Origin of the sequence: Arthrobacter sp. ov407 (assembly GCF_900102895.1) — a bacterium.
GTDB lineage: Bacteria > Actinomycetota > Actinomycetes > Actinomycetales > Micrococcaceae > Arthrobacter.
Window position 1 is genome coordinate 86,200 of sequence record NZ_FNGD01000013.1, and the last position, 20,369, is coordinate 106,568.

At 65.0% G+C, this 20,369-nt stretch carries 17 protein-coding genes; 10 read left to right on the forward strand and 7 right to left on the reverse strand.

The genetic code is table 11. The features are described 5' to 3' along the window. The 3 genes from BLS42_RS16300 to BLS42_RS16310 form a co-directional block, all read right to left on the reverse strand. Positions 1-1,095, reverse strand: coding sequence for an extracellular solute-binding protein (locus BLS42_RS16300; protein WP_090583017.1), 1,095 nt, complete (start codon positions 1,093-1,095; stop codon positions 1-3). A gap of 269 nt (positions 1,096-1,364) precedes the next feature. Next, positions 1,365-2,564 (reverse strand): metal-dependent hydrolase family protein, encoded by a 1,200-nt coding sequence (locus BLS42_RS16305; RefSeq protein WP_090583019.1) that lies wholly within the window; start codon positions 2,562-2,564, stop codon positions 1,365-1,367. A 50-nt stretch (positions 2,565-2,614) separates the two neighbouring features. Continuing rightward, on the reverse strand, positions 2,615-3,664 hold the full coding sequence (locus tag BLS42_RS16310; protein WP_090583021.1) for a LacI family DNA-binding transcriptional regulator: 1,050 nt from the start codon (positions 3,662-3,664) through the stop codon (positions 2,615-2,617). Positions 3,665-3,829: 165 nt separating this feature from the next. Between BLS42_RS16310 and BLS42_RS16315 the strand changes: the two genes are divergently transcribed. The 6 genes from BLS42_RS16315 (at position 3,830) to BLS42_RS16340 (ending at position 10,974) form a co-directional block, all read left to right on the forward strand. Then, positions 3,830-4,843, forward strand: a complete 1,014-nt coding sequence (locus tag BLS42_RS16315; RefSeq protein ID WP_256336510.1) for a uridine-preferring nucleoside hydrolase UriH — start codon at positions 3,830-3,832, stop codon at positions 4,841-4,843. Further along, a complete protein-coding gene (locus BLS42_RS16320) occupies positions 4,840-6,264 on the forward strand; it encodes a uridine transporter UriT (protein ID WP_090583023.1) in 1,425 nt (474 codons plus the stop codon). The genes BLS42_RS16315 and BLS42_RS16320 overlap by 4 nt, the downstream gene beginning before the upstream one ends. Next, the gene (locus tag BLS42_RS16325) at positions 6,261-7,217 is read left to right on the forward strand and encodes a ribokinase (protein ID WP_090583025.1); all 957 of its coding nucleotides are present in this window, start codon (positions 6,261-6,263) and stop codon (positions 7,215-7,217) included. The genes BLS42_RS16320 and BLS42_RS16325 overlap by 4 nt, the downstream gene beginning before the upstream one ends. A 313-nt stretch (positions 7,218-7,530) precedes the next feature. Then, on the forward strand, positions 7,531-8,670 hold the full coding sequence (locus BLS42_RS16330) for a M28 family metallopeptidase (protein ID WP_090583027.1): 1,140 nt from the start codon (positions 7,531-7,533) through the stop codon (positions 8,668-8,670). Positions 8,671-9,011: 341 nt separating this feature from the next. Beyond that, positions 9,012-10,280, forward strand: a complete 1,269-nt coding sequence (locus BLS42_RS16335) for an N-acetylglucosamine-6-phosphate deacetylase (RefSeq protein WP_090583122.1) — start codon at positions 9,012-9,014, stop codon at positions 10,278-10,280. A gap of 100 nt (positions 10,281-10,380) precedes the next feature. Continuing rightward, positions 10,381-10,974, forward strand: a complete 594-nt coding sequence (locus BLS42_RS16340; RefSeq protein WP_090583029.1) for an NADPH-dependent FMN reductase — start codon at positions 10,381-10,383, stop codon at positions 10,972-10,974. A gap of 56 nt (positions 10,975-11,030) precedes the next feature. Here BLS42_RS16340 and BLS42_RS16345 read toward each other — a convergent pair whose 3' ends face one another. After that, positions 11,031-11,870, reverse strand: a complete 840-nt coding sequence (locus tag BLS42_RS16345; RefSeq protein WP_090583031.1) for a GAF domain-containing protein — start codon at positions 11,868-11,870, stop codon at positions 11,031-11,033. A 440-nt stretch (positions 11,871-12,310) separates the two neighbouring features. Between BLS42_RS16345 and BLS42_RS16350 the strand changes: the two genes are divergently transcribed. Continuing rightward, entirely contained in the window at positions 12,311-12,772 is a 462-nt protein-coding gene (locus tag BLS42_RS16350; RefSeq protein WP_090583034.1) for a hypothetical protein, read from the forward strand. Positions 12,773-12,919: 147 nt separating this feature from the next. Here BLS42_RS16350 and BLS42_RS16355 read toward each other — a convergent pair whose 3' ends face one another. From BLS42_RS16355 to BLS42_RS16365, 3 genes are all read right to left on the reverse strand, one after another. Next, on the reverse strand, positions 12,920-15,502 hold the full coding sequence (locus BLS42_RS16355) for a GH32 C-terminal domain-containing protein (RefSeq protein WP_256336512.1): 2,583 nt from the start codon (positions 15,500-15,502) through the stop codon (positions 12,920-12,922). A gap of 259 nt (positions 15,503-15,761) precedes the next feature. Then, positions 15,762-16,055 (reverse strand): putative quinol monooxygenase, encoded by a 294-nt coding sequence (locus BLS42_RS16360; protein ID WP_090583124.1) that lies wholly within the window; start codon positions 16,053-16,055, stop codon positions 15,762-15,764. Between the two features lie 55 nt (positions 16,056-16,110). Beyond that, entirely contained in the window at positions 16,111-17,109 is a 999-nt protein-coding gene (locus tag BLS42_RS16365; RefSeq protein ID WP_090583126.1) for a LacI family DNA-binding transcriptional regulator, read from the reverse strand. A 164-nt stretch (positions 17,110-17,273) separates the two neighbouring features. Here BLS42_RS16365 and BLS42_RS16370 point away from each other — a divergent pair, with 164 nt between their 5' ends. The 3 genes from BLS42_RS16370 to BLS42_RS16380 all read left to right on the forward strand — a co-directional run bounded on the left by BLS42_RS16370 (position 17,274) and on the right by BLS42_RS16380 (position 20,343). Further along, positions 17,274-18,392 (forward strand): substrate-binding domain-containing protein, encoded by a 1,119-nt coding sequence (locus tag BLS42_RS16370; protein WP_090583038.1) that lies wholly within the window; start codon positions 17,274-17,276, stop codon positions 18,390-18,392. Between the two features lie 113 nt (positions 18,393-18,505). After that, entirely contained in the window at positions 18,506-19,552 is a 1,047-nt protein-coding gene (locus BLS42_RS16375; RefSeq protein WP_090583040.1) for an ABC transporter permease, read from the forward strand. Further along, a complete protein-coding gene (locus BLS42_RS16380) occupies positions 19,549-20,343 on the forward strand; it encodes an ATP-binding cassette domain-containing protein (protein ID WP_090583042.1) in 795 nt (264 codons plus the stop codon). The genes BLS42_RS16375 and BLS42_RS16380 overlap by 4 nt, the downstream gene beginning before the upstream one ends. Positions 20,344-20,369: the final 26 nt, after the last annotated feature.

A 20,369-nucleotide genomic window follows, 5' to 3' on the forward strand; every position in this document is an offset into this window, starting at 1 on the left:
TCAGCTGGCCTGCCAGAGCTTGAACTGCTGCTCGGTCTTCTTCAGGTTCTGCGACCACCATTTGTCGTCGCGGACCAGGATCTTGTCCGCGAGCCGGGGGCTGGTGGGAAGCGTGTCCGCGATTTCCTTCGGCAGCTTGGACAGCGCCGGGGTGTTGGCCAGGGTCAGGTTGGTGACCTTGTCGAACGCGGCGCCGGCCTCGGCGTCGTTGGACATGAAGTTCATCAACTTGAAGGCCGCTTCCTTGTTCTTGGCGCCCTTCGGCACCACGAAGTAGTCGCCGGCCAGGACGGCATTTTCGGCGGAGAAGTTGAGCTTGGCGCCGTCGTGGCGGGCTGCGTTAATGCGGTTATTGAAGCTGGTGGAGAGGGAGACCTCGCCGGAGGTGAGCTGCTGGATGGGCTCCTGGTTGGCCGCGTGGTAGAGCAGCCGGTCCTTGCCCGGGTGCTGGCCCAGGACCCTCAGGGCCCGGTCGACGTCGAGCGGGTAGATCTGGTCGAACGGGACACCGTCGGCCAGCAGAGCGGCTTCCAGGACGGAGCTGTCGGACAGCTGGTTGTACACCGAGCGCTTGGTGTTGTACTTGCCCTGGTCGAAGAACTGGGCCCAGTCCTTCGGGGCCTGCGCGTCAGAAATGACCTTCTGGTCCCACGCCATTACGAACAGGAAGCTCAGGTACTTGATGCCGTATTCGGCCTTCGCGTATCCCGGCAGGCCCTTGTCGCTGATGATGTCGTAATCGAACTTCTCCAGCAGCCCCTCGGCCACGGCTACCTCATACTCCGGCGCCGTGATTTCCACGAGGTCCCACTGCACGTCGCCGGACTGGACCTGGGCCTTGAGCGCGGCCAGGCTGGTGTTGGCCAGCAGCGTCGTCTGGATGCCCGTCTTTTTGGAGAACGGGTCCAGGATCGTCTGGGTCAGCTGGTCGTTGTAGGAGCCGCCGTAGGACGTGACCGTCACCGTCTTGTTCGCGGCGGCGCTTTCGGCGGGCTTGGCCGCGCAGCCGGAGAGCGCCAGACCCGCAAACGGCGTCAGTGCCGCCGCCTTGAGGAGCTGCCTGCGGTCAAAGGGAGTGGAACGGAATGCTGTCATGGGGGACAGTGCCTCTCATGTATGCGGGCACGCCAAAAGAAGGCGCGCCGGATTGCGGGCGTGGTGGGGTGCGGTGCGTGTGATTGCGTGTAGCGCAGGGAAGAAAGAGGAAGTGACAGCGGCGGTTCGCGCACGCCATCCATTCCACCTGGAGATCTCGAGTCCGCTTTGCGGCGGCTTTTCGGTTTCGCAACTCTAACTGTGAAGTTGCTCACTAGTCAACAGTTGTATTGCTTTAAGAAACAACGGGATTTCTGCCCCGCGATGGGTCACCGAATGATGCGACCGTCGTGGATAACAGTCCTCGGCCTGTTCTTGTCCCAGAGAACTGCCGGGTCCTCAAAGGGGTCGCCGTCCAGGATCACGGCATCGCCCGCCATTCCAGTGCCGATGCTCCCGATGCTTGGGTCCTGAAGGAGCTCCGCGTTTACCGAGGTCAGCGATCTCAGGGTCTCCAGGACGCCTGCCGCCTCGATCTGCAGCCGAATGCCGAGCAGTTGATCGTCCTCAAGGTCCCCCATCAGGTCGGATCCGAAGCCCACCTTGACCCCGGCCTGCAGGGCCAGTTCAACAGCAGTCTTGCCGGCCTCAAGCACCTCGGCGTTCTTGGCCTGGGATACGGGGTTCAGCCCCAGTCCTGCACCCCTTCTGCTCATGGCGTCGTAGGCGGCAAGCGTCGGCACGAGGAAGCTTCCGTATTCGGCCATCATCTGCGCCGTGTCCCGGTCCAAGAGGTTCCCGTGTTCTATGGAACGTACGCCGTTTTCCACTGAATGCTTGATTGCCTCGGGCGAATACGCATGGGCCGCCACGTAACTCTTGCGCCGGGCGGCCTCGTCCACCACCGCCCGGACTTCTTCCGCTGAATACTGCGGCAACCGGATGGGATCTGTCAGGGAGACGACCCCTCCGGAGGTCATAATCTTGATGGCGTGGCTTCCCGTGCGGAACCGTTCCCGGACTGCCCTGCGCAGATTGTCCACCCCGTCCACGACGGAACACATGTGACCGTGATCGAAGCAGACATCCAGATCCGCGGACCGGGGATCGCCATGCCCGCCGGTCTGGCTGAGAGCCGGACCCGTGTAGTAGTACCTCGGAGCCGTGACCAGGCCGCTGCGGATGGCGCGGGCCAGCCCGCTGTCCCCGCCGGCCACATCGCGGACGGTAGTGAATCCCCGCCGCACCGCGGCGCCCAAGCGGCGCGCCCCCACCAGTGCTGTGTAGCTCAGGAGCGAGCGCTCAACCTCAAGGCCGCCCAGGCCCACGGCGTACGCGTGAAAGTGGGCATCAATGAGCCCGGGCACCACGACGCGGCCGTCCGCGTCGATCACCTCGCCTTCGGGGATGACGTCGCCGGTCTCCTGAATGATCCCATCCCGGAACAGGATGGATCCGATCGCCAACTCGGGCGAATGTCCGTCAAAGATCCGGGCATTGTGGATGGTCAGGGCATCTGCGTTGGTCATGCTGACAACTCCTCCGGTGGGATGCTCGTGGTTGGGCTCGGTCCGGTTTTCTAGGTGCTGGCCGCTTCCGTAGAACCGCGCACCATCAGTGAACCCTGGAGTATCAGCTGGGGCTGTTCCAAGCCCTTGCCCTCCATGACCCTGCGGAGCTGTTCGCCGGCCTTGGCCCCGAGGGCGTCGCCCGGAAGGTGGACGCTGGTGAGGCCCGGGTTGGACGTGGCCGAATAGGGCAGGTCATCGAAGCCTGCCACGGCCAGTTCCTGCGGAATGCGGACGCCGGCCACCCGCGCCTCCTGCAGCACCCCATAGGCATGGGTATCGGTGGCGCAGACGACGGCGGTGACACCGTCCCGCTGCCAGCCCGGCCACGCCGCGGCGAATGCTCCGGCGGCGGCTCCGACGTCGATGGTGGTGCCGATGACGTGGTCCGTGGCCACGGTGATGCCCAGCGCCGCGGACTCCTCCAGGAATGCCGCCCGCCGGATATCGAATGTCGCCGTGCCGGTCACACTGTCCACGTACGCCGCTTGTTTGTGTCCGGCGTCCGCCAGGTGCCGGGCCAGCAGGCGGGCGCCGTGTCCGACGTCGAGATTCACCGAGGGGGCGAAGGACTCCAGGCCGGGGGCGTCCAGCAGGACGAGAGGGCCTGCGACGGAAAGATCCTCCAGGAACTCCGCGCTGGGCGCATCTACGAGCAGCCCGGCCGGCCGCAAAGCCAAGAGCCTGCGGACGTCGTCGACGCGCGGGAACTCCCCGGCGTCCGTGACGGAGAGCAGCAGCTGGTATTCGGCGCCGAGCGCGCCGCGGACTCCGGCAATGACGTTGGCGAAGAAAGGGTTGGAGATGTCCGGCGCCACGAGAATGACGATCGAACTGATGCCCTTGGCCAGCGAACTGCCAATACTGTCCACCACATAGCCGAGTTCCGCAATGGCTTCCCGGACCCGCGAAATGTTGTCCTCCGAGACCCGCCCCTGGGTCTTGCCATTGGCCACAAGGGAGACCGTTGCGGTGGAGACCCCGGCCCGCGCAGCCACCATCGCCGCAGTGACGCGCGGGGTGCGCCCCCGAAGCTCGTGAACTTGTTCGCCGGATTCCATACCTCGATCGTAGCCGGGAGGGGCGCGTCGCACCTGCCGCAAGACATCAAGCGCTTGACGTCATTTACGTTAAGCGCTTGACGCTTGACGCTTGACAGTGCCAAACTCACTCTGAACGCTTTATCGCACCGCCCCGGCGGACCCCAACGACGTGGAGATATTTACGTGGATCCCATCACCCTGAAACCGGAACGCAGGAAGATCATCCTGGACTGCGACCCCGGCCATGACGACGCCGTGGCCATGCTGCTGGCTCACGGCAATCCGGACATTGAGCTGCTCGCCGTCACAACCGTCGTCGGCAACCAGACCCTCGAAAGGGTCACCCGCAACGCTCTGTCGGTGGGCACGATTGCCGGCATCACCGGCGTCCCCTTCGCCGCCGGCTGCGATCGGCCCTTGGTCCGCAGCATCGAAACCGCCCCCGACATCCACGGTGAGAGCGGCATGGACGGCCCCGCCCAGCCCGAATCCAGCATCGAACTGGACCCGCGCCACGCCGTCGACCTCATCATCGACACTGTTATGGCGCACGAGCCTGGCACCGTGACGCTGGTGCCTACGGCAGGACTGACCAACATTGCCATGGCGGCCCGCAAGGAGCCGCGCATCGTGGAACGCGTTAAAGAAGTTGTGCTCATGGGCGGCGGGTACCACGTAGGCAACTGGAGCGCCGTTTCCGAATTCAACATCATCATCGACCCCGAGGCCGCACATATCGTGTTCAACGAGCCGTGGCCCGTGGTCATGGTGGGCTTGGACCTCACGCACCAGGCCCTCGCGACCCCCGAAGTCGTGGAAAGAATCGCTGCCGTCGGTACCAAGCCCGCCCAGTTCGTGCTGGAGCTGATGGAGTTCTTCACCAAGACGTACAAGGACGCCCAAGGCTTCGATTACCCGCCCGTCCACGACCCCTGCGCGGTGGCCTACGTCATCGATCCCACAGTGATGACCACCCGCAAAGTCCCCGTGAACATCGAACTGCAGGGCCAACTGACGCTCGGCATGACCGTCGCGGATTTCCGCGCCCCGGCACCGGAGGACTGCCACACGTCCGTGGCTGTGGACCTCGACCACGCGAAGTTCTGGAACCTCGTCACAGACGCCCTGGTGCGCATCGGCGACGTGGACCCGTCCGCCGCCGTCAGCATCGGCGCACGAATCGGAGCCAACTCATGAGCACCCAGATCTACGAATCCAAGACCACGCGACGAAGCGTCGCTGCACTCACGGCAGCCCTGTTGACGGCTTGCATTGCCTTCCAGCTCAACGCATCGATGCTCAGCCCCGCCCTCGTCACGATGGGCAACGAACTCCACACCGATCAGGCCGTGATCGGCCTGTCCCAGACGTGGTTCTTCACCGCGGCAGCACTGTTTTCCCTCTTCCTGCCGCGCCTGAGCGACATTGTGGGGCGCAGGAAGATCCTGCTGGGCATGATGCTGATGATGGCTGTCGGCTCGGTGATCGCGGCCATGGCTCCCGATATCACCTGGCTCTTCGTCGGACGCATCATCCAGGGCGTCAGCGGCCCCACGGTCCCGCTGTGCCTGATCATGCTGCGCTCCGCCGTCAGCGACCCGCGGAAGTACGGCGCCCTCATGGGCCTCATCACCGCCGTCAACGGCGGGGTTGCCGGCGTCGACTCCTTTGTCGGGGGTTACTTCGCCGAGCATTTCGGGTTCCGCAGCATCTTCTGGCTCATGGTGGTGCTGGCCGTCGTGGCGGCGGGCCTGGTCGCCGTCCTGGCCGGTGAAAGCAAGCCGGCGGTGGGCACCAAGATGGACTGGCCCGGCGTCTTCTTCATCGTGATCGCGGTCGGCGCCCTGCTCACAGCCCTCAACGAGGCCTCCAAACTGGTCAGTGGCTTCTCCCCCGGCACCCTCGCACTGGCGATTGCCCTCATCGCCGTTGCAGTGATCGCCTTCTTCGGGTTCTGGACGGTGGAAAAGCGCTCCCCGCAGCCGATGGTGGAGACCGCCCACCTGCGCCAGCGCTCCACTTGGGCGCCGTTGCTGACCACAACCCTGACCATGACCGGCGTCTTCGCGGTCATCAACGGGATCGTTCCCGCCTACGTGCAGGCCACGGCTCCCGGCTTCGGCGTGGGACCGACCGAAATGTCACTCATCATCCTCACCCCATATGCCCTCCTGGGCTGGGTTGTCGGACCCATCAGCGGCCGCTTGGCCCCGGTTTTCGGCTACACCAAAGTTTTGCGGATCGGCATGGCCGGCAGCGTCGTGGCCCTGGCGATCATCGCCTTCTTCGGCCTCAGCAGCCTGCCCATGATGATTGCCGGAACAGCGTTGCTGGGCATCATGTACGCGGGTACGGTCAACATCATGCTGAACGGCCTTGGCGTTGTCCTCTCCCCCGCTGGCAACCCCGGCTTTCTCCCCGGCATGAACGCCGGCGCGTTCAACCTGGGCGCCGGCCTGAGCTTCCTGGTCCTGCCGGCGGCGCTCGTGGCCTCCTCCGCACCGGGCGATGCCCAGGCGTCCTACTTCACCGCGATCACGGTGGGCCTGATCATCACCGTGGCGGCTTTCGCCGCTTCACTGCTGATTCCCAAGCCCGTAGAAGCTGAGGCGAAATGACCCGCCCGACCCCGTCCCCGATCGTCGTCGTCGGCTCGCTGAACGCGGACCTGACCATCTACTGCGACAGGCTCCCCCTGCCCGGTGAAACGGTGCACGGGAACGGTTTTGCGGTCAACCCCGGAGGCAAGAGCGCCAACCAGGCCGTCGCCGCGAGCAAGCTCGGGGCCCGGGTCGTGCTGATCGGTGCGGTCGGCGACGACAGCAACGGTGACATGCTCTTGGCATCCACTGCCGGGGCCGGCGTGGACATTTCCCACGTCCGCCGCACGCCTGATGCCGCGACCGGCGTCGCCGTCATCTCCGTCGACGCGAACGGTGAGAACAACATCATCATCTCGGCCGGAGCCAACGGCACGCTGGCGCCCGGGGATGTTGCCGCTTCCGCCGAATTGTTCGAGGGCGCGTCCGTGGTGTGCCTGTGCCTCGAGGTTGGCCTGGACACGGTTGAGGCCGCGGCCCGGTTGGGCCACGACGCCGGGGCTACCGTTCTGCTCAATCTGTCGCCCTACGCCGAGATCCCGGCGAGCTTGGCCGCCCTCTGCGACATCCTGCTGGTGAATGCGCATGAGGCGTCGCTGTTCCTGGGCGGCGCCTCCGTGCCCGACGCCGGGGCTGACACCGCGGCGTGGGCGCCGGTCCGGGACAAGTTCGCCGATCGCGGACTGCACCGTGTTGTGGTCACTTTGGGGGCGAACGGCTCCGTTGTCCTGGACTCCGGAGCAGGCGCCGAGGGCCACATCACCCGCATTGAACCCACCAGGGTCGACGCCAAGGACACCACCGGCGCAGGCGATGCATTCACCGGGGCCGTGGCTGCGCGCCTTGCTGCCGGCGAATCGCTTCCGGCCGCTGCCGCCTTCGCGTCCGTTGCCGCGGCCTTGGCAGCGACCAGGAAGGGAACGCAAACGGCGTACCCGGAAGCGGCGGATGTGGAGGAACTGCTCGCTTAACGGCCGCACCCGCTAGTCAGGGCCGCCACGGGAGGGGCGCCGCAGAGCCTGTCTGCGGCGCCCCTCCCGGTTAGGCTCCGGACCTAAGCACCGGACGGGCCTGGCGGTCCTTGGTCGATGCAACCCAATTGCACAGCAGATTCACAGCGGGGCGCTATTGAAGTTACAGCTGCAAGGCCCACACTGATTCGACCTGATAGGAGTATTTGCCGGGCGAGGGTGGCCGCGACTTACTGGAGCGTCAGTGGCGAGCGTCTTGACCAGTCGAGCCGAAATCAAGCGACCTTGTACCGACTAGTGATGGGCTCCCAGCATGATCACTCTGCGCAAGCATGTACTTCCCTCGCTCCTCGTCCTGGTCCTGCTATCGACGTCGGCCTGTACCTCCGGGGCCGCGGCCGGCTCCCCACCCGGTGCCGCACCGAGCCAATCCGGCGGCGCGCCGAGCAAATCCGCCGACGCGCCGAGCAAATCCGCCGAGCCCGCCAAGTCCGCCAGTCCCAGTGCTGCTGTGCCGGAGCAGGCGCCGGCCAGCACGGTGGACGCGCGCACGGTGCTGGCAGCCTTCCAGCCCCGGGGCATGGTTGATCATTTGAAGGCCCTGCAGAGTATCGCTGATGCCAACGGCGGAAACCGCGCTTCGGGCACCTCCGGATATGAGGAATCGGCCCTATATGTCGAGGAGCAGCTGCGCGCGGCCGGGTATGCACCGGTCCGGCAGACCTTCACCTTCAAACAGGATGGCCGGCGCGGCAAGACGGTGGAGTCCTTCAACATCCTGGCCGACACCGGGGGCAGTGCCGGGCACACCGTGGTGGTGGGCGCGCACCTGGACTCCGTGCAGGAGGGTCCGGGCATTGAGGACAACGGCAGCGGGGTGGCGGCGGTCCTGGAGACAGCGCGGTGGATGAAGGAGGCCGGGATCAAGCCGGCCAACCGGGTCCGGTTTGCGTTCTGGGGCGGGGAGGAGGACGGCCTGTACGGGTCCCAGCACTACGTCGACCAGCTGAGCCAAGAGGAGATCGGCCAGACCGCGGCGTATCTGAACGTGGACATGGTGGCCTCGCCCAACGGCGTGCGGTCCGTGCATGACGGCGACGGCACGGATTTCGGCCACGCCGGCCCGGCCGGGTCGAAGGCGATCGAGGACATCTTCTTCCGCTACTTCGAGGAGAACTCGCTGCCCGCCGAGACCACTCCCTTTGACGGCGGGTCCGACTACGATGCCTTCCTCTCGGCCGGCATTCCCGGCGGCGGGCTGTTCACCGGCGATGAGAAAAGGAAGACCGAGGCCCAGGCCCAGAGCTATGGCGGGGTGGCCGGCGAGGACCTCGATCCCTGCTACCACCAGTCCTGTGACACCATCGCCAACAACGACCTGGAACTGCTCCAGGAAATGTCGGGGGCCCTGGCCTATGGCACCGTGGCCTACGCCATGGCGAAGACCGGCTAATCGCCTGGTTTGCCAGCGCGCTCATCGGCTTGTGAAAAGCTTGAGTCGCGAGGTGCTCCGGTTCCGCCCAGGCCGACGCGGTGGCACACTTGGTGGACTATCGAGTGACTGGGGGGATCCACGTCAGGAGATCGTCATGGGCATTCTGGTCCGCACGTGCACTTCCGGCCGCCGGACGGCGGTGGAGCCATGATGGCCGGGTGGGCCTATCTCATGGCGGGAATCATGACCGTCGACGCGCTCCTACTCGGGTTGCTCCTGCTGAACGTGAAGTGGCCGAAGCGCTGGAAAAAAAACGGCTGACGTTTCCGGAAGCCCCAATCGCACAGAAACCAGGGACCATCATCCTTACCCTCGAGGACCGCGAAGCCGCTCCCGCTCCCGCCTACGTCCTGCGGGGCGCCCTCCTGAGCGACGGTGCCGTCACTCCGGACTCCGTGGTGGCGGTGGAAGGCGGCCGGATCGCCTACGCGGGACCCAGCAGCGGCTTTGACGCCGGGCAGTTCCCCGGGGCGGAGGAGCTCCCGCTGCCGCACGGCAGTTCACTGCTTCCCGGGCTTGTTGACCTCCACTGCCATGGCGCGGCGGGCGGGGGTTTCCCGACCGGGGATGACCGGGCCTGCCGGGAGGCGGTGGACTTCCTGCACCGCAACGGGACCACCACCCTGCTGGCCAGCCTGGTCACTGCCCCGGGCGATGAGCTGGTGCGGTCCCTCGGCGTACTAAAGGTCCTGGCGGCCGAGGGACTGATCGCAGGCGTCCATTCCGAGGGGCCCTTCCTCTCCCCCGCCCGCTGCGGCGCGCAGAACCCCCGCTGGCTCCGGGACCCCGATCCCGATCTGCTCCGGGACCTGCTGGCGGCCGCCGGCGGAGCCCTGCAGACCATGACCTACGCCCCCGAGCTGCCCGGCGCCACTGAACTGCTCCGGATTCTCACGGACCACGGCGTCACCCCCTCGCTGGGCCATACCGATACCGATGCCCACCTGGCGGCCGCCTCGCTGGCGGAAGCCGCCGACCTCATCGGCAGGGCCGCGGCCGGTGGAGCCTTCGGGCCGCAGGCCCGGCCCACGGTGACCCATCTGTTCAACGGCATGCCTCCCCTGCACCACCGGAGTCCCGGACCCGTCGCCGCGTGCCTGCGGCTGGCGGCGGCGGGCACGGTTGTGGTCGAGCTCGTCGGCGACGGCGTCCACCTCGACCCGGAGACGGTCCGGATGGTGTTTGACCTGGTCGGAGCCGAGGGCATCGCGCTGGTGACGGACTCCATGGCGGCAACCGGGCTGCCCGACGGCGACTACGAACTCGGCAGCTCGGATGTTGTGGTGCACGACGGCGTGGCCACCTTAAGGAGTAACGGCGCCCTTGCCGGGGGCACGGCGACCCTGCTGGAGGTTGTCCGCGCCACCATCGCGGCGGGCGTGAGCCCTGCCGATGCCGTTATGGCGGCGACCCTGGTCCCGGCCCGTGTCCTGGGCCTGGAAACCGAGATCGGCGCCCTCCGGGCCGGAATGCGCGCCGACGTCATCGCCGTTGACCCGGGCTTCGAACTCGTGACCGTCCTGCGCGGCGGACGGATCCTGCCGGAGCATCGGCGCGTCGCGCTTTAGCCCCTGAATCCACGGGGCCGGCGGCGGTTGCGGAAGTTTCGAACCGTCCGGATTGTTGTTGTGAGTGTGGGCAGAAAAAATCTCCGGAGAGGAGCCCGCCATGATCCGCATCGCTATCGTGCTCGGGAGCACCCGGCCCGGGCGCCTCGGAAAGGCCGTCGCCGACTGGGTTAGTTCCCGGGCGTCAGAACGCGGCGATGCCACCTTTGGCGTCCTCGACGTCGCCGACTTCCGGCTCCCGCTTCTCGACGAGCCGCTGCCGCCCTCCTTCGGCCGGTACAGCCGGCCCTACACTAAGGCCTGGTCCGAGGCTGTTGACGGATTCGACGGCTACATCTTCGTCACCGGGGAGTACAACCACTCGATCCCCGGGGCACTGAAAAACGCGCTGGACTACCTGTACAAGGAGTGGAACAACAAGGCGGCCGGTTTCGTCAGCTACGGAAGCAGCGGCGGCATCCGCGCCGTCGAACACTTACGGGGCGTGGCCGCGGAGCTGCAGATGGCAGACGTCCGGGCCCAGGTTGCACTGCCATTGGCCACGGAGTTCGAGAATTACCGTACCTTCATCCCAACGGCGGCCGCGGAGTCGAGTCTGCGGACCCTGTTTGACCAGGTGATCGCCTGGGCCGGTGCGATGAAGGTCCTCCGCCCGGACCACGTCCACGGGAAAGAAGACGCCAGCGCCGCCTAACTGCTGCGCGGGCGGAGCGCGGTTTGGCGGCCGGCCGGCCGAGTGCCGCCGTCCGCCTAGGCCGGGGTCCCCGTCCTGCGCCGCCGTCGACGGACGGGAGGGGCTTCCCCGCCGTGTGGTACCGCGGCATAGGGACTGGGTAGGGGCTCTTTCTGGACCTGAACGGATTCTTTCTGGACCTGGACGTAATCGGGCACGAGGACATGGACCGTGGCGCCGGCGGATTCCCGCGAGGCTCCGCCCGCGACGCTGCGAAGATAGTCGAGGGCTCCCTCCTCACTAAGCCCGTACTCCCGCACCAGCGTCCGCAACGCCAGCCCAGCCAGCGCCCGGGAGAGCTGCGCAGAGGAGAGATCGGCGCTGCTCCCGGACCTCAGCGCCAACTGCTGGACCAAACGCAGTGCACGGGACACGTGGCGGGCCAGTTGAGCCGCTGCGGTGATGTCTGCGCTGGTGAAGACGTGCGGCCACGGCGCGTACAGGTTCACCGCGGCATTGAATACCGATTGTGGGACCAAGGGAACGGATACGAGGGACTGGACTCCGAACGCTGCGGCGGCGCTGGCGTACCCGGGCCAGCGGCGCTCCATGGAGGTGTCGCCCACGAACACAAATTCACCGCTGCGAACCGCCGTGCGGGCCGGCCCGTCGTCGAAGGATCGCTGCGCCTCATCCGCGGCACGCGCCGGTGCGCTGCCCGCGGTAAGGGTGAGGGCCTCCGCGGACCGGAGCAGTGTGATTGCCCAGCTGATCCCACGGCCGGGACCACCGATTTCTTCGACAAACTCACTCACGGCCTCGCTGAGGAAGGCACCGACATCCGGGTCGTTGAAGTGCAGCTCCCAGAAGGAGGCATGAGGTTCCTGCCGGCCGTCTCCTGGAGTTCCTTGGGTCATGTTCCACGCTCGAGATCAAAGCACGCAGCTCACTGCTGAACCTATGAAAACAGCATACGTCCGGGCAGACACCGGCGCGCCACTCATCTGGCAGAGCCAAAGATTCCGCCGAATATCGCTCGGTCCCGGGGGTTCCGGTGAGCTGTTCCGGCGAACCGCACCAGCTCCGCGGCGGCCCAGGGAAGTTCCAACGTCCCGCCCTGGACCGCCCGCCCCGGCTTCAACACCAGTCGCGGAGGACCCGTCCGCCGTGGCACAACCATTTATACCCGCGTTCGCCCGGTCCTAAAAGAGCCATTTGGCCCATGCTGGCTGGCCTTGCGTTTCCACCCATTTCACCCCCGACGGGTGAGGTCCGCGCCCGCGTCCAGGCAGACGATGGAGATGCACTCCGGTGCCCGATGCCCGGAGGCATCACCCCAGCTGGGAGAGGAATTCCAATGTCGAAACCCCACGCTAGTCTCTTGGGATTCATCGCGCTTGGGACCACCGTCGCACTGCTGACCGGATGCACCCCAACCAGCCCGCCGGCGGCCACTTCGAGCCCCACCGCTGCCATCTCGAGCCCGCCCGCAAGCGTGTCGCAGGTCTGCGCTGCTGCCGATGCCCATGCTGCGGCCCTGAAAAATTTCAAGGACACACTGAAGCCGGATGCCACAGTCGAGCAGGTTCGCGCGGCCCAAGACCAAGTCTCCAAGACCTATGAGGAGCTGGCCAAGGCAAGCGAGAACCTTGCCCAACAACGGGCGGAGGCCGTTAAGGCCGCCGAAGCCAAGTTCAATGCCGCCGTCGCCGCGGTGCCGGACAACGCCACGTTGACTCAGGCAGCCGATTCCCTACGGGACGAAGCCTCCAACGTCGAGGCCGCGGTCCGCGACCTCAGGACTGAGGTCAAGTGCTAGCTGGCATGCCTGTGACGAAGTTCGTGTTTCAGTCGGCGGTATTAAGACCTCACCAAGGACGAACTGAAGGGATTGAGCCCGGTGCAATACCGTACGCAATCCCTTCAGCTCCAACTCCTTGGGGCGCAGGTCAGGCGGTGGGCTGGGTCACTTCTTTTCCGGGAGGAACATTGCCTTTTCCAGCGGTGTCACGGTGAGTGATTTGAGCTGGGCGATCCCGCCTTCTGCGAAGAGGGCCATCTTGTCGGCTCCGTCGTTGGGGAATACCTGGTCGGTGATGGTCTTTAGACCGTCCTGGGCGAACGCCTCCACTGATGAGCGGTCGAGGTAGATCCGCATGGTGATGTTGCCCTGCTTGTCCAGCGTGACGGGGGCGTCCTCGATGGAAGCGAAGGCCGGATGGAACGCGGTGTTGCCGGAGTTGGTGCGGTCAACGAAGAGCTTCTCAGTCGTGGCGTCGTAGCCGATGACGGTGGATGATGTTCCATCGCCCAGCACGGTGATGCCGGATTTCTTGGCCGTGCCCGGAGCGAAGGTGATATCGACCCGTTGGACCTGACCGGAGGCGGCCGCGGGCAGCGGGGTTATCCCCTCCGCAATCGGGATGATCTTCTTGGTCGAGTAGCTTGGCGTTTGGGCCAGCTTGTCGACCTGCTTTACGGCGCTTTGGGTGAGTCGGGGACCTTCGGTGGTCTGAGTCAGGCTGACCTCGCGGGGAAGTGCCATGGCGCTGCGCCACGGGCTGGTGGGGATGTCGTTCGCGTAGTCCCAGTTGTTCATCCAGCCCAGCATGATCCGCTTGTTATCGGGCATGTTGCTGAAGGACACGCTGGCGTAGAGGTCGCGACCGTAGTCCAGCCAGTCATAGGACTGCAGTCGGCTTGTGGCTGCTGTGGAGCTCGCTATGAACTCGTCAGCGAGGATATGCCCCCAGCCGAATCGGTTGTTGTCGACGACTTTGATTTGTGCCTGTTGGCCGACGAATTCTTTGACATTCCATGACGCCCAATCCAGCGTTTCACTGTCGTTGCCCGTGGCCGTGCGGACCACCTTTCCGTTGACTACCAGATTCACGGTTTCTTCATCGGACCTGGTAACAGCGGCGGTGTCGGTGAGCATGACATGATCCAGAGTCAGGTGTCCCCACCCGCCGGTAGCTTGGTCGACGACCCGCAACTGTGCATTCTGTCCCGCGAATTCGGAGACGTCCCATCCCTTCCAGTTCAGGACCCCGGAATTATCTCCCGCCAGGGAGCGGACCACTTTGCCGTTGATGAGCAACTGGACGGCCAGGATCTGTCCGGAGTCCGCGGGGCGGTTGCCGCCGCCGACCAGCATGCTCATGAAATTCTTCGTGATGGGGAATTCCGGTGATGTCAGGGTGCCCTGCCGGTCATCGCCCGGTGCGGTGCCGGTGTCGAACGTGTTGACCCGCTTGGCCCCGATATAGAAGTCCCCGCCACTGGCGGAGGGCTGGAAATTGGGGGTGAGGTCGCCGGTTCCGGTCCAGCCGGCGTCGGCCAGTGTGGTCCCCGGGGGAACCTCGAAGCCGTTGAACTTGAGCTCCCCCTCGGGCGGGGCGTTGTCCAGTTTGTCGGAGACCCTCGGATGCTTGCCGCCGCCTACGAGGAAGTTCAAATAGTCATCGGACACCGTAAATGTTGGTGACTGCATGGACCCGAGCGGCCAGTCGCCGTCGTTGAAGGAATTGATGAGTCCTGCTCCAGTGAAGCCGGAGACAGTTTGTTGCCCACCGATCGCCCCGGCTGCGGGAGCGTCAGTAAAGGGGCCGTTCATCCGATTGCCGGGCTCGTTGTTCACGGTCCAGCCGTTGTAGGTTCCGTCGTTGAATCCGGCCAGGACCGTTCCGGCCGGAAGTGTAGCCACGGGCTTGGTCGTTTCGGATGTGAACGTGGTGCCGTCGAAGTTACCCACGAAGTACTGGCCGGCGGAGCCGCCGGCCACACCGCCGGGGTTGATGTTGACCACCATGACCCATTTGATGTTGTTCTTGTCGCCGTCCACGGCCAGGGGGAACAGATCAGGGCACTCCCACTGCCCGCCGGTGGCATTGGGGGGCCCGAACTCGCTCAACGCGGTCCAGTCCTTGAGGTTGGCGGATTTGTACAGAACAACCTTGTGCTCGGTGGCTTCCACAGCAGTCATCACCCAGTAACCGCCGCCGCCGGGTTTGTCGTACCAGAACACCTTGGGGTCGCGGAAGTTGGCGGAGTTCCGGTTCAGGACAGGATTGCCTGAGTACTTGGTCCAGGTTTGGCCGTCGTCGACGCTGTAGGCCAGGGACTGCGCCTGCAGGCCGCGGTGCGGAGAGGCGTCCTTGTAGGCACTGGTGTAGACGGCCACGAGGGGAGGGTTCTCTTTCGTGCCGAAACCGGTCGTGTTGTCCTTGTCGACGACGACGCTGCCGGAGAAGACGTCTTCCTGGGCCTCGGTGGAGATCGCCAGCGGCTGCTCCTGCCAGTGAACAAGGTCCTTGGACGTGGCGTGCCCCCAGGACATGTTCCCCCAGGTGTTGCCGGAGGGGTTGTGCTGGTAGTACAGGTGGTAGACGCCCTTGTAGAAGACGAGCCCATTGGGGTCGTTCATCCAGTTTTTTTCGGGCGTGTAGTGGAAGGCCGGCCGGTACGGTTCGTCCCCGAGGCTTGTGGCGGCCGACGCCGGCAGGGAACCTGCCAGTGCCGCGGCCAGCGTCAGTCCCGCGAGCGTCATTGCAGAAACGGCATGCGTCCTGCGGGTGGTCGTTCTCTTCATCTGCTTGTTTCGCCCTTCATTGCGCGCGTCGTCGATAGACAACGTTGTCAGTGCGAAGGACGCTAAGTTATGTCCATCAGACAAGTCAACGGTTTTGGCGACTCAGGTATGAATACGCCCGCTCCTCCACTGAGGCAAGCGAAGCGATGGGCGGGCAGCAGAGAGTTCCCACCAACCGACGGCTGGAAGGAAATCTTTTCCTAAACGCGGCTGAAGGCTACTCCAAGGGCAGGAGCCAGGTCAGCGCGGACCCGTCGCCTTCGATGTGGCGGGCCAGTTCTTCGTTGAATCTGGCGCCGTAGTCGGCGCCGATATGTTTCTGGAATGCCGCTTCGTCGCTGTAGACCTCGAAGACAAAGTACTCGCGGGGATTCTCTTCCCGCGTATAGGGAAGGAACAGCTCGTTGCCCGGTTCCCTGCGGACATGCTCGGTCAGTTCGAGCATCATCTCCGCGACGCGGGCTTCGCTGCCGGGCTTGACGGTGAACTCGGCGTACAGGGTTTTGGTCATCATGATCCCTTTCAGGTCAATATGTTCGGCGGACTGTTCAGGAAGTTCCCCGGCGTCAGGCCGGCGGGCGGAGTTCCCCGGAGCCCCTTTGCACCAGCTCAGACGGGACAACGTAGGTATGCGGAGGCTGCTGGTCGCCGTCAATCCTGGCCAGCAGCCGCTCCGCTGCCAGCTTCCCGATCCGCTCGGGGTGCTGGGCAATGACTGTCACGCCGGGATCCATCATGTCGGCAAGCGTGAAGTCATCGAACCCTATCAACGCCACGCGTTTGCTTAGCCCGAGCTCTCTCAGAGCACGCATGGCGCCGAAAGTGACGAGGTTCTGACTGGAGAAGATCGCAGTCGGCGGTTCGCCGGCAGTGAGAAGCTCCAACGCGGCCAACCTCGCCGATTCCTCGTCGTGAAGGTTTTCACGGACAGGAACCGTTGAGGTGGGAATGCCCTGCCGGCCGATCTCTTCCATGAACCCCCGACGGCGTTCCCGCGCGGTCTGGATGTCGGTGCGGTCCCCCAAATAGGCGAGCCTGGTGTGGCCCCGGCTCATCAGGTGAGCGGCCGCACTCGCGGCGCCTACGGCGTTGTCGGTCACCACGGCGTCTGCTTCCATCCCTACCGGCTCACGGTCGATGAAGACCAAGGGCAGGTCACGGGAATGCTCCGGGATTACATACGCTTGGCTTCGGGCGATCGGCGTGAGGATGAGCCCATCCACGCGCCGGCCAAGAAATGCCGTAACGATGGCCTGCTCCCGCCGGGGGTCATCATCGAGGCTCGCGGCAAAAACCGCTATCCCCCGGGCCCCCAGCGCATCTTCTATTGCCCGGTTGATCTCGCCGCTGAATGGGTTGGAGACACTCGGCAGCAGGAGCCCGACGGAGAGCGTTCGCCTGCCCGCGCGGCGCAGGCTGCCGGCGGCCATGTCCAGCTGGTAGTTGAGTTGTCGTGAAGCGCTGAGCACCTTTTCCCGGGTGGCGTCCGACACGCCAGGTTCGTCGTTGATCACCCGGGACACGGTCTTAATTCCGACGCCGGCAAGGGCAGCCACGTGGCGCATTGTCGGACGACTGGCGGAAAGGGCCGGCTGGCTACGATCGGACATCGTTGTCAAATAAATCGCTCCTTCTAAGTTGCATCTATTGACTCTCCGGTGTGATGCTGCTTACATCGTACATGACATCGTTGTCGAGGCCAGTGAGGCCTCAAACACCAGGAGATTCAATGTTGAGTTCCAAAGCACCCCGTTCAACGGCCACCCGCCTGTTCGCTGCGGGAGCAGTGCTGACCCTGGGAGCGCTCAGTCTTTCAGCCTGCGGCGGAAGTTCCACGTCCACCACATCAACGGGAAGCTCGTCCGCCGAAAAGGTCGGCGTCTCGCTGATCGTTAAGACCACGACCAACCCATTCTTCGTCTCCATGCAGGACGGGGCAAAGAAGGCGGCCGAGGCCGGCGGCGTGGACCTTAAGCTCGCAGCCGGCAAGGCTGACGGCGACGAGGACACCCAGATCCAGGCCATCGAGAACGCCATCTCCAAGGGCGACAAGGGCATCCTGATCACCCCCAACGGCCCGTCCGTAGTGGACGCCCTGAAGAAGGCCAAGGACGCCGGGCTCTTCGTCATCGCCCTGGACACCCCGCCGGACCCGGCCGACGCCGCCGACATCACGTTCGCGACGGACAACTTTGCCGCCGGCGAGCTGATCGGCAAATGGACCGCAGCCCAGCTGGATGGGAAAAAAGCGACCATTGCCCTCGTCGATCTTTTTGACGACAAGGTCGTCTCGGTTGACTACAACCGGGACCAGGGCTTCCTGACCGGCCTGGGTATCGACACCGCGGACAAGAAGAAGAACGGCGACGAAGCCAAAACCGGCAAGTACAACGGCGGCAAGGGCGGCGACTACGAGATCGTCGGCAGCCAGGCCTCCCAGGGCGCCGAGGACGGCGGACGCACCGCCATGGAAACCCTCCTCGCCAAGAACCCGAACATCAACGTCGTCTACACCATCAACGAACCTGCAGCAGCGGGTGCTTTCGAGGCACTGAAGGCCGCCGGCAAGGAAAAGGACGTGCTGGTGGTTTCGGTGGACGGCGGCTGCACGGGCGTGAACAACGTCAAGGCCGGCGTCATCGGTGCCACGGCCCAGCAGTACCCGGTCAAGATGGCCGAACTGGGAGTGAAGGCCATCGTTGACCTCGCCAAGACCGGCCAGAAGCCGGCCAACTCACCGGGGCTTGACTTCTACAACACCGGCGTCGAGCTCGTCACGGACAAGCCGGTCGACGGCGTCAAGAGCATCACCACCACCGCGGCCTCCGACATCTGCTGGGGAAAGTAACCCACCCAGCTTCACTGCGGGCGGGGAGGCCGGAGTCCGCTATCGGCCTCCCCGCATTTCATCTACCGAGCTAGCTCCGCCCTAGCAACCATCACCGAAGATCAGGACCAATCGTGACCCAGCAACAGACCGCCGGACCGCCCAGCGCCGGGCAGGCCGACCTGGCCGAGGAATTCCTCGACCGCCAGACACCGCTTAGCCGGATACGCAATATCCTCCACCGTTACCCCGCCGTCAGCCCCGCCCTCGTGCTTCTCATCGCGGTGGTGGTGTTCAGCCTCCTCAATGAGAGGTTCCTGCGGGTTGAAAACCTCTCCCTGATCACCCAACAAGTCTCCGTCGTCGGCACCTTGGCCATCGCCCAGACCCTCATCATCCTTACGGCAGGCATCGACCTTTCCGTCGGGGCCGTGATGATCCTGTCCTCCATGGTCATGGCCCAGCTCGCCGTCAACAACGGAGTGCCCGCCCCTCTCGCCCTGCTCGCCGGCCTGGTGGTCGGACTCGCCGCCGGAGCCCTGAACGGATTCCTGGTCACCAGGTTCCGGCTCCCGCCGTTCATCGTCACGCTCGGAACGCTGAACATCTTCATCGCCCTGACACTGCTCTACTCCAACGGAGCGACGGTGCGCGGCTCGGCGATGCCTCCCTTGCTGACCTGGACGGGAACCACCTTCCCGGTGGGCCCGGTCAGGATCTCCACCGGCGTCGTCATGATGCTCCTGCTCTACATCGCGGTCGCCTTCATCCTGGGCAAGACGGCCTGGGGCCGGCACGTCTACGCCGTCGGAGATGACAAGGAAGCCGCCCGCCTGGCCGGCATCCCGGTAAACCGTGTCCTCATGAGCGTCTACCTCGCAGCCGGCGCCGTCCTGGCCGTCGGCGCCTGGATCCAGATCGGACGCACCAACGCAGCCAGCCCCAATGGCGGCGTAGACCTGAACCTGGACTCCATCACCGCCGTCGTCATCGGCGGAACCAGCCTCTTCGGCGGCCGCGGCTCCGTCTGGGGAACCCTCCTCGGCGCCCTGATCGTCGGCGTCTTCCGCAACGGCCTCTCGCTCGCCGGGCTGGACGTGCTCTACCAGACGCTCGCCGTGGGCGTCCTGATCATTGTTGCTGTGTCCGTCGATCAGTGGATCCGAAAGGTCAAGTCATGACCATGACAGAATTTGAAGCCCCCCACGTCGCCACGCGCGAGCCCATCCTGCAGGCCCGGAACCTCGTCAAGACTTTCGGCCGTGTCGTGGGACTGGACGGCGTCAGCCTGGACCTGTACCCGGGCGAAGTCCTGGCGATCATTGGCGACAACGGTGCAGGCAAATCCACCCTGATCAAGTGCCTCACCGGCGCCGAAGTTCCCGACACAGGAGAACTCTTTGTATCGGGACAGCAGGTGCACTTCAAGCGGCCGCAGGACGCCAGGGTCCACGGCATCGAAACCGTGTACCAGAACCTGGCGGTCTCACCGGCGCTGGACGTCGCCTCCAACCTGTTCCTGGGCCGGGAGGAAAGGCGCGCGGGACTCCTCGGAAGCGTGTTCCGGATGCTCGACACCAAAGGCATGCGCACCAAGGCCAAGGATGAGCTGACCCGGCTGGGCATCTCCACCCTGCAGGACGTGACAGTGCCGGTGGAGAACCTGTCCGGCGGCCAGCGCCAGGCTGTCGCCGTGGCCCGCGCCGCGGCGTTCGGTTCAAAGGTGGTCGTGCTGGACGAGCCAACGGCGGCACTCGGCGTCCGGGAATCGAACCAGGTCCTGCAGCTGGTCCGGGACCTCCGGGACCGCGGACTGCCAGTCATCCTGATCAGCCACAACATGCCCCACGTATTTGACGTGGCGGACAGGATCCACATCCAACGCCTCGGTAAGTGCGCTGCCACCATCACCCCGCAGTCACATAACATGACCGATGCTGTAGCGATCATGACCGGTGCAGCCACCGCCTGACCACCTGGTGCCCCTGTTTTCAGTCC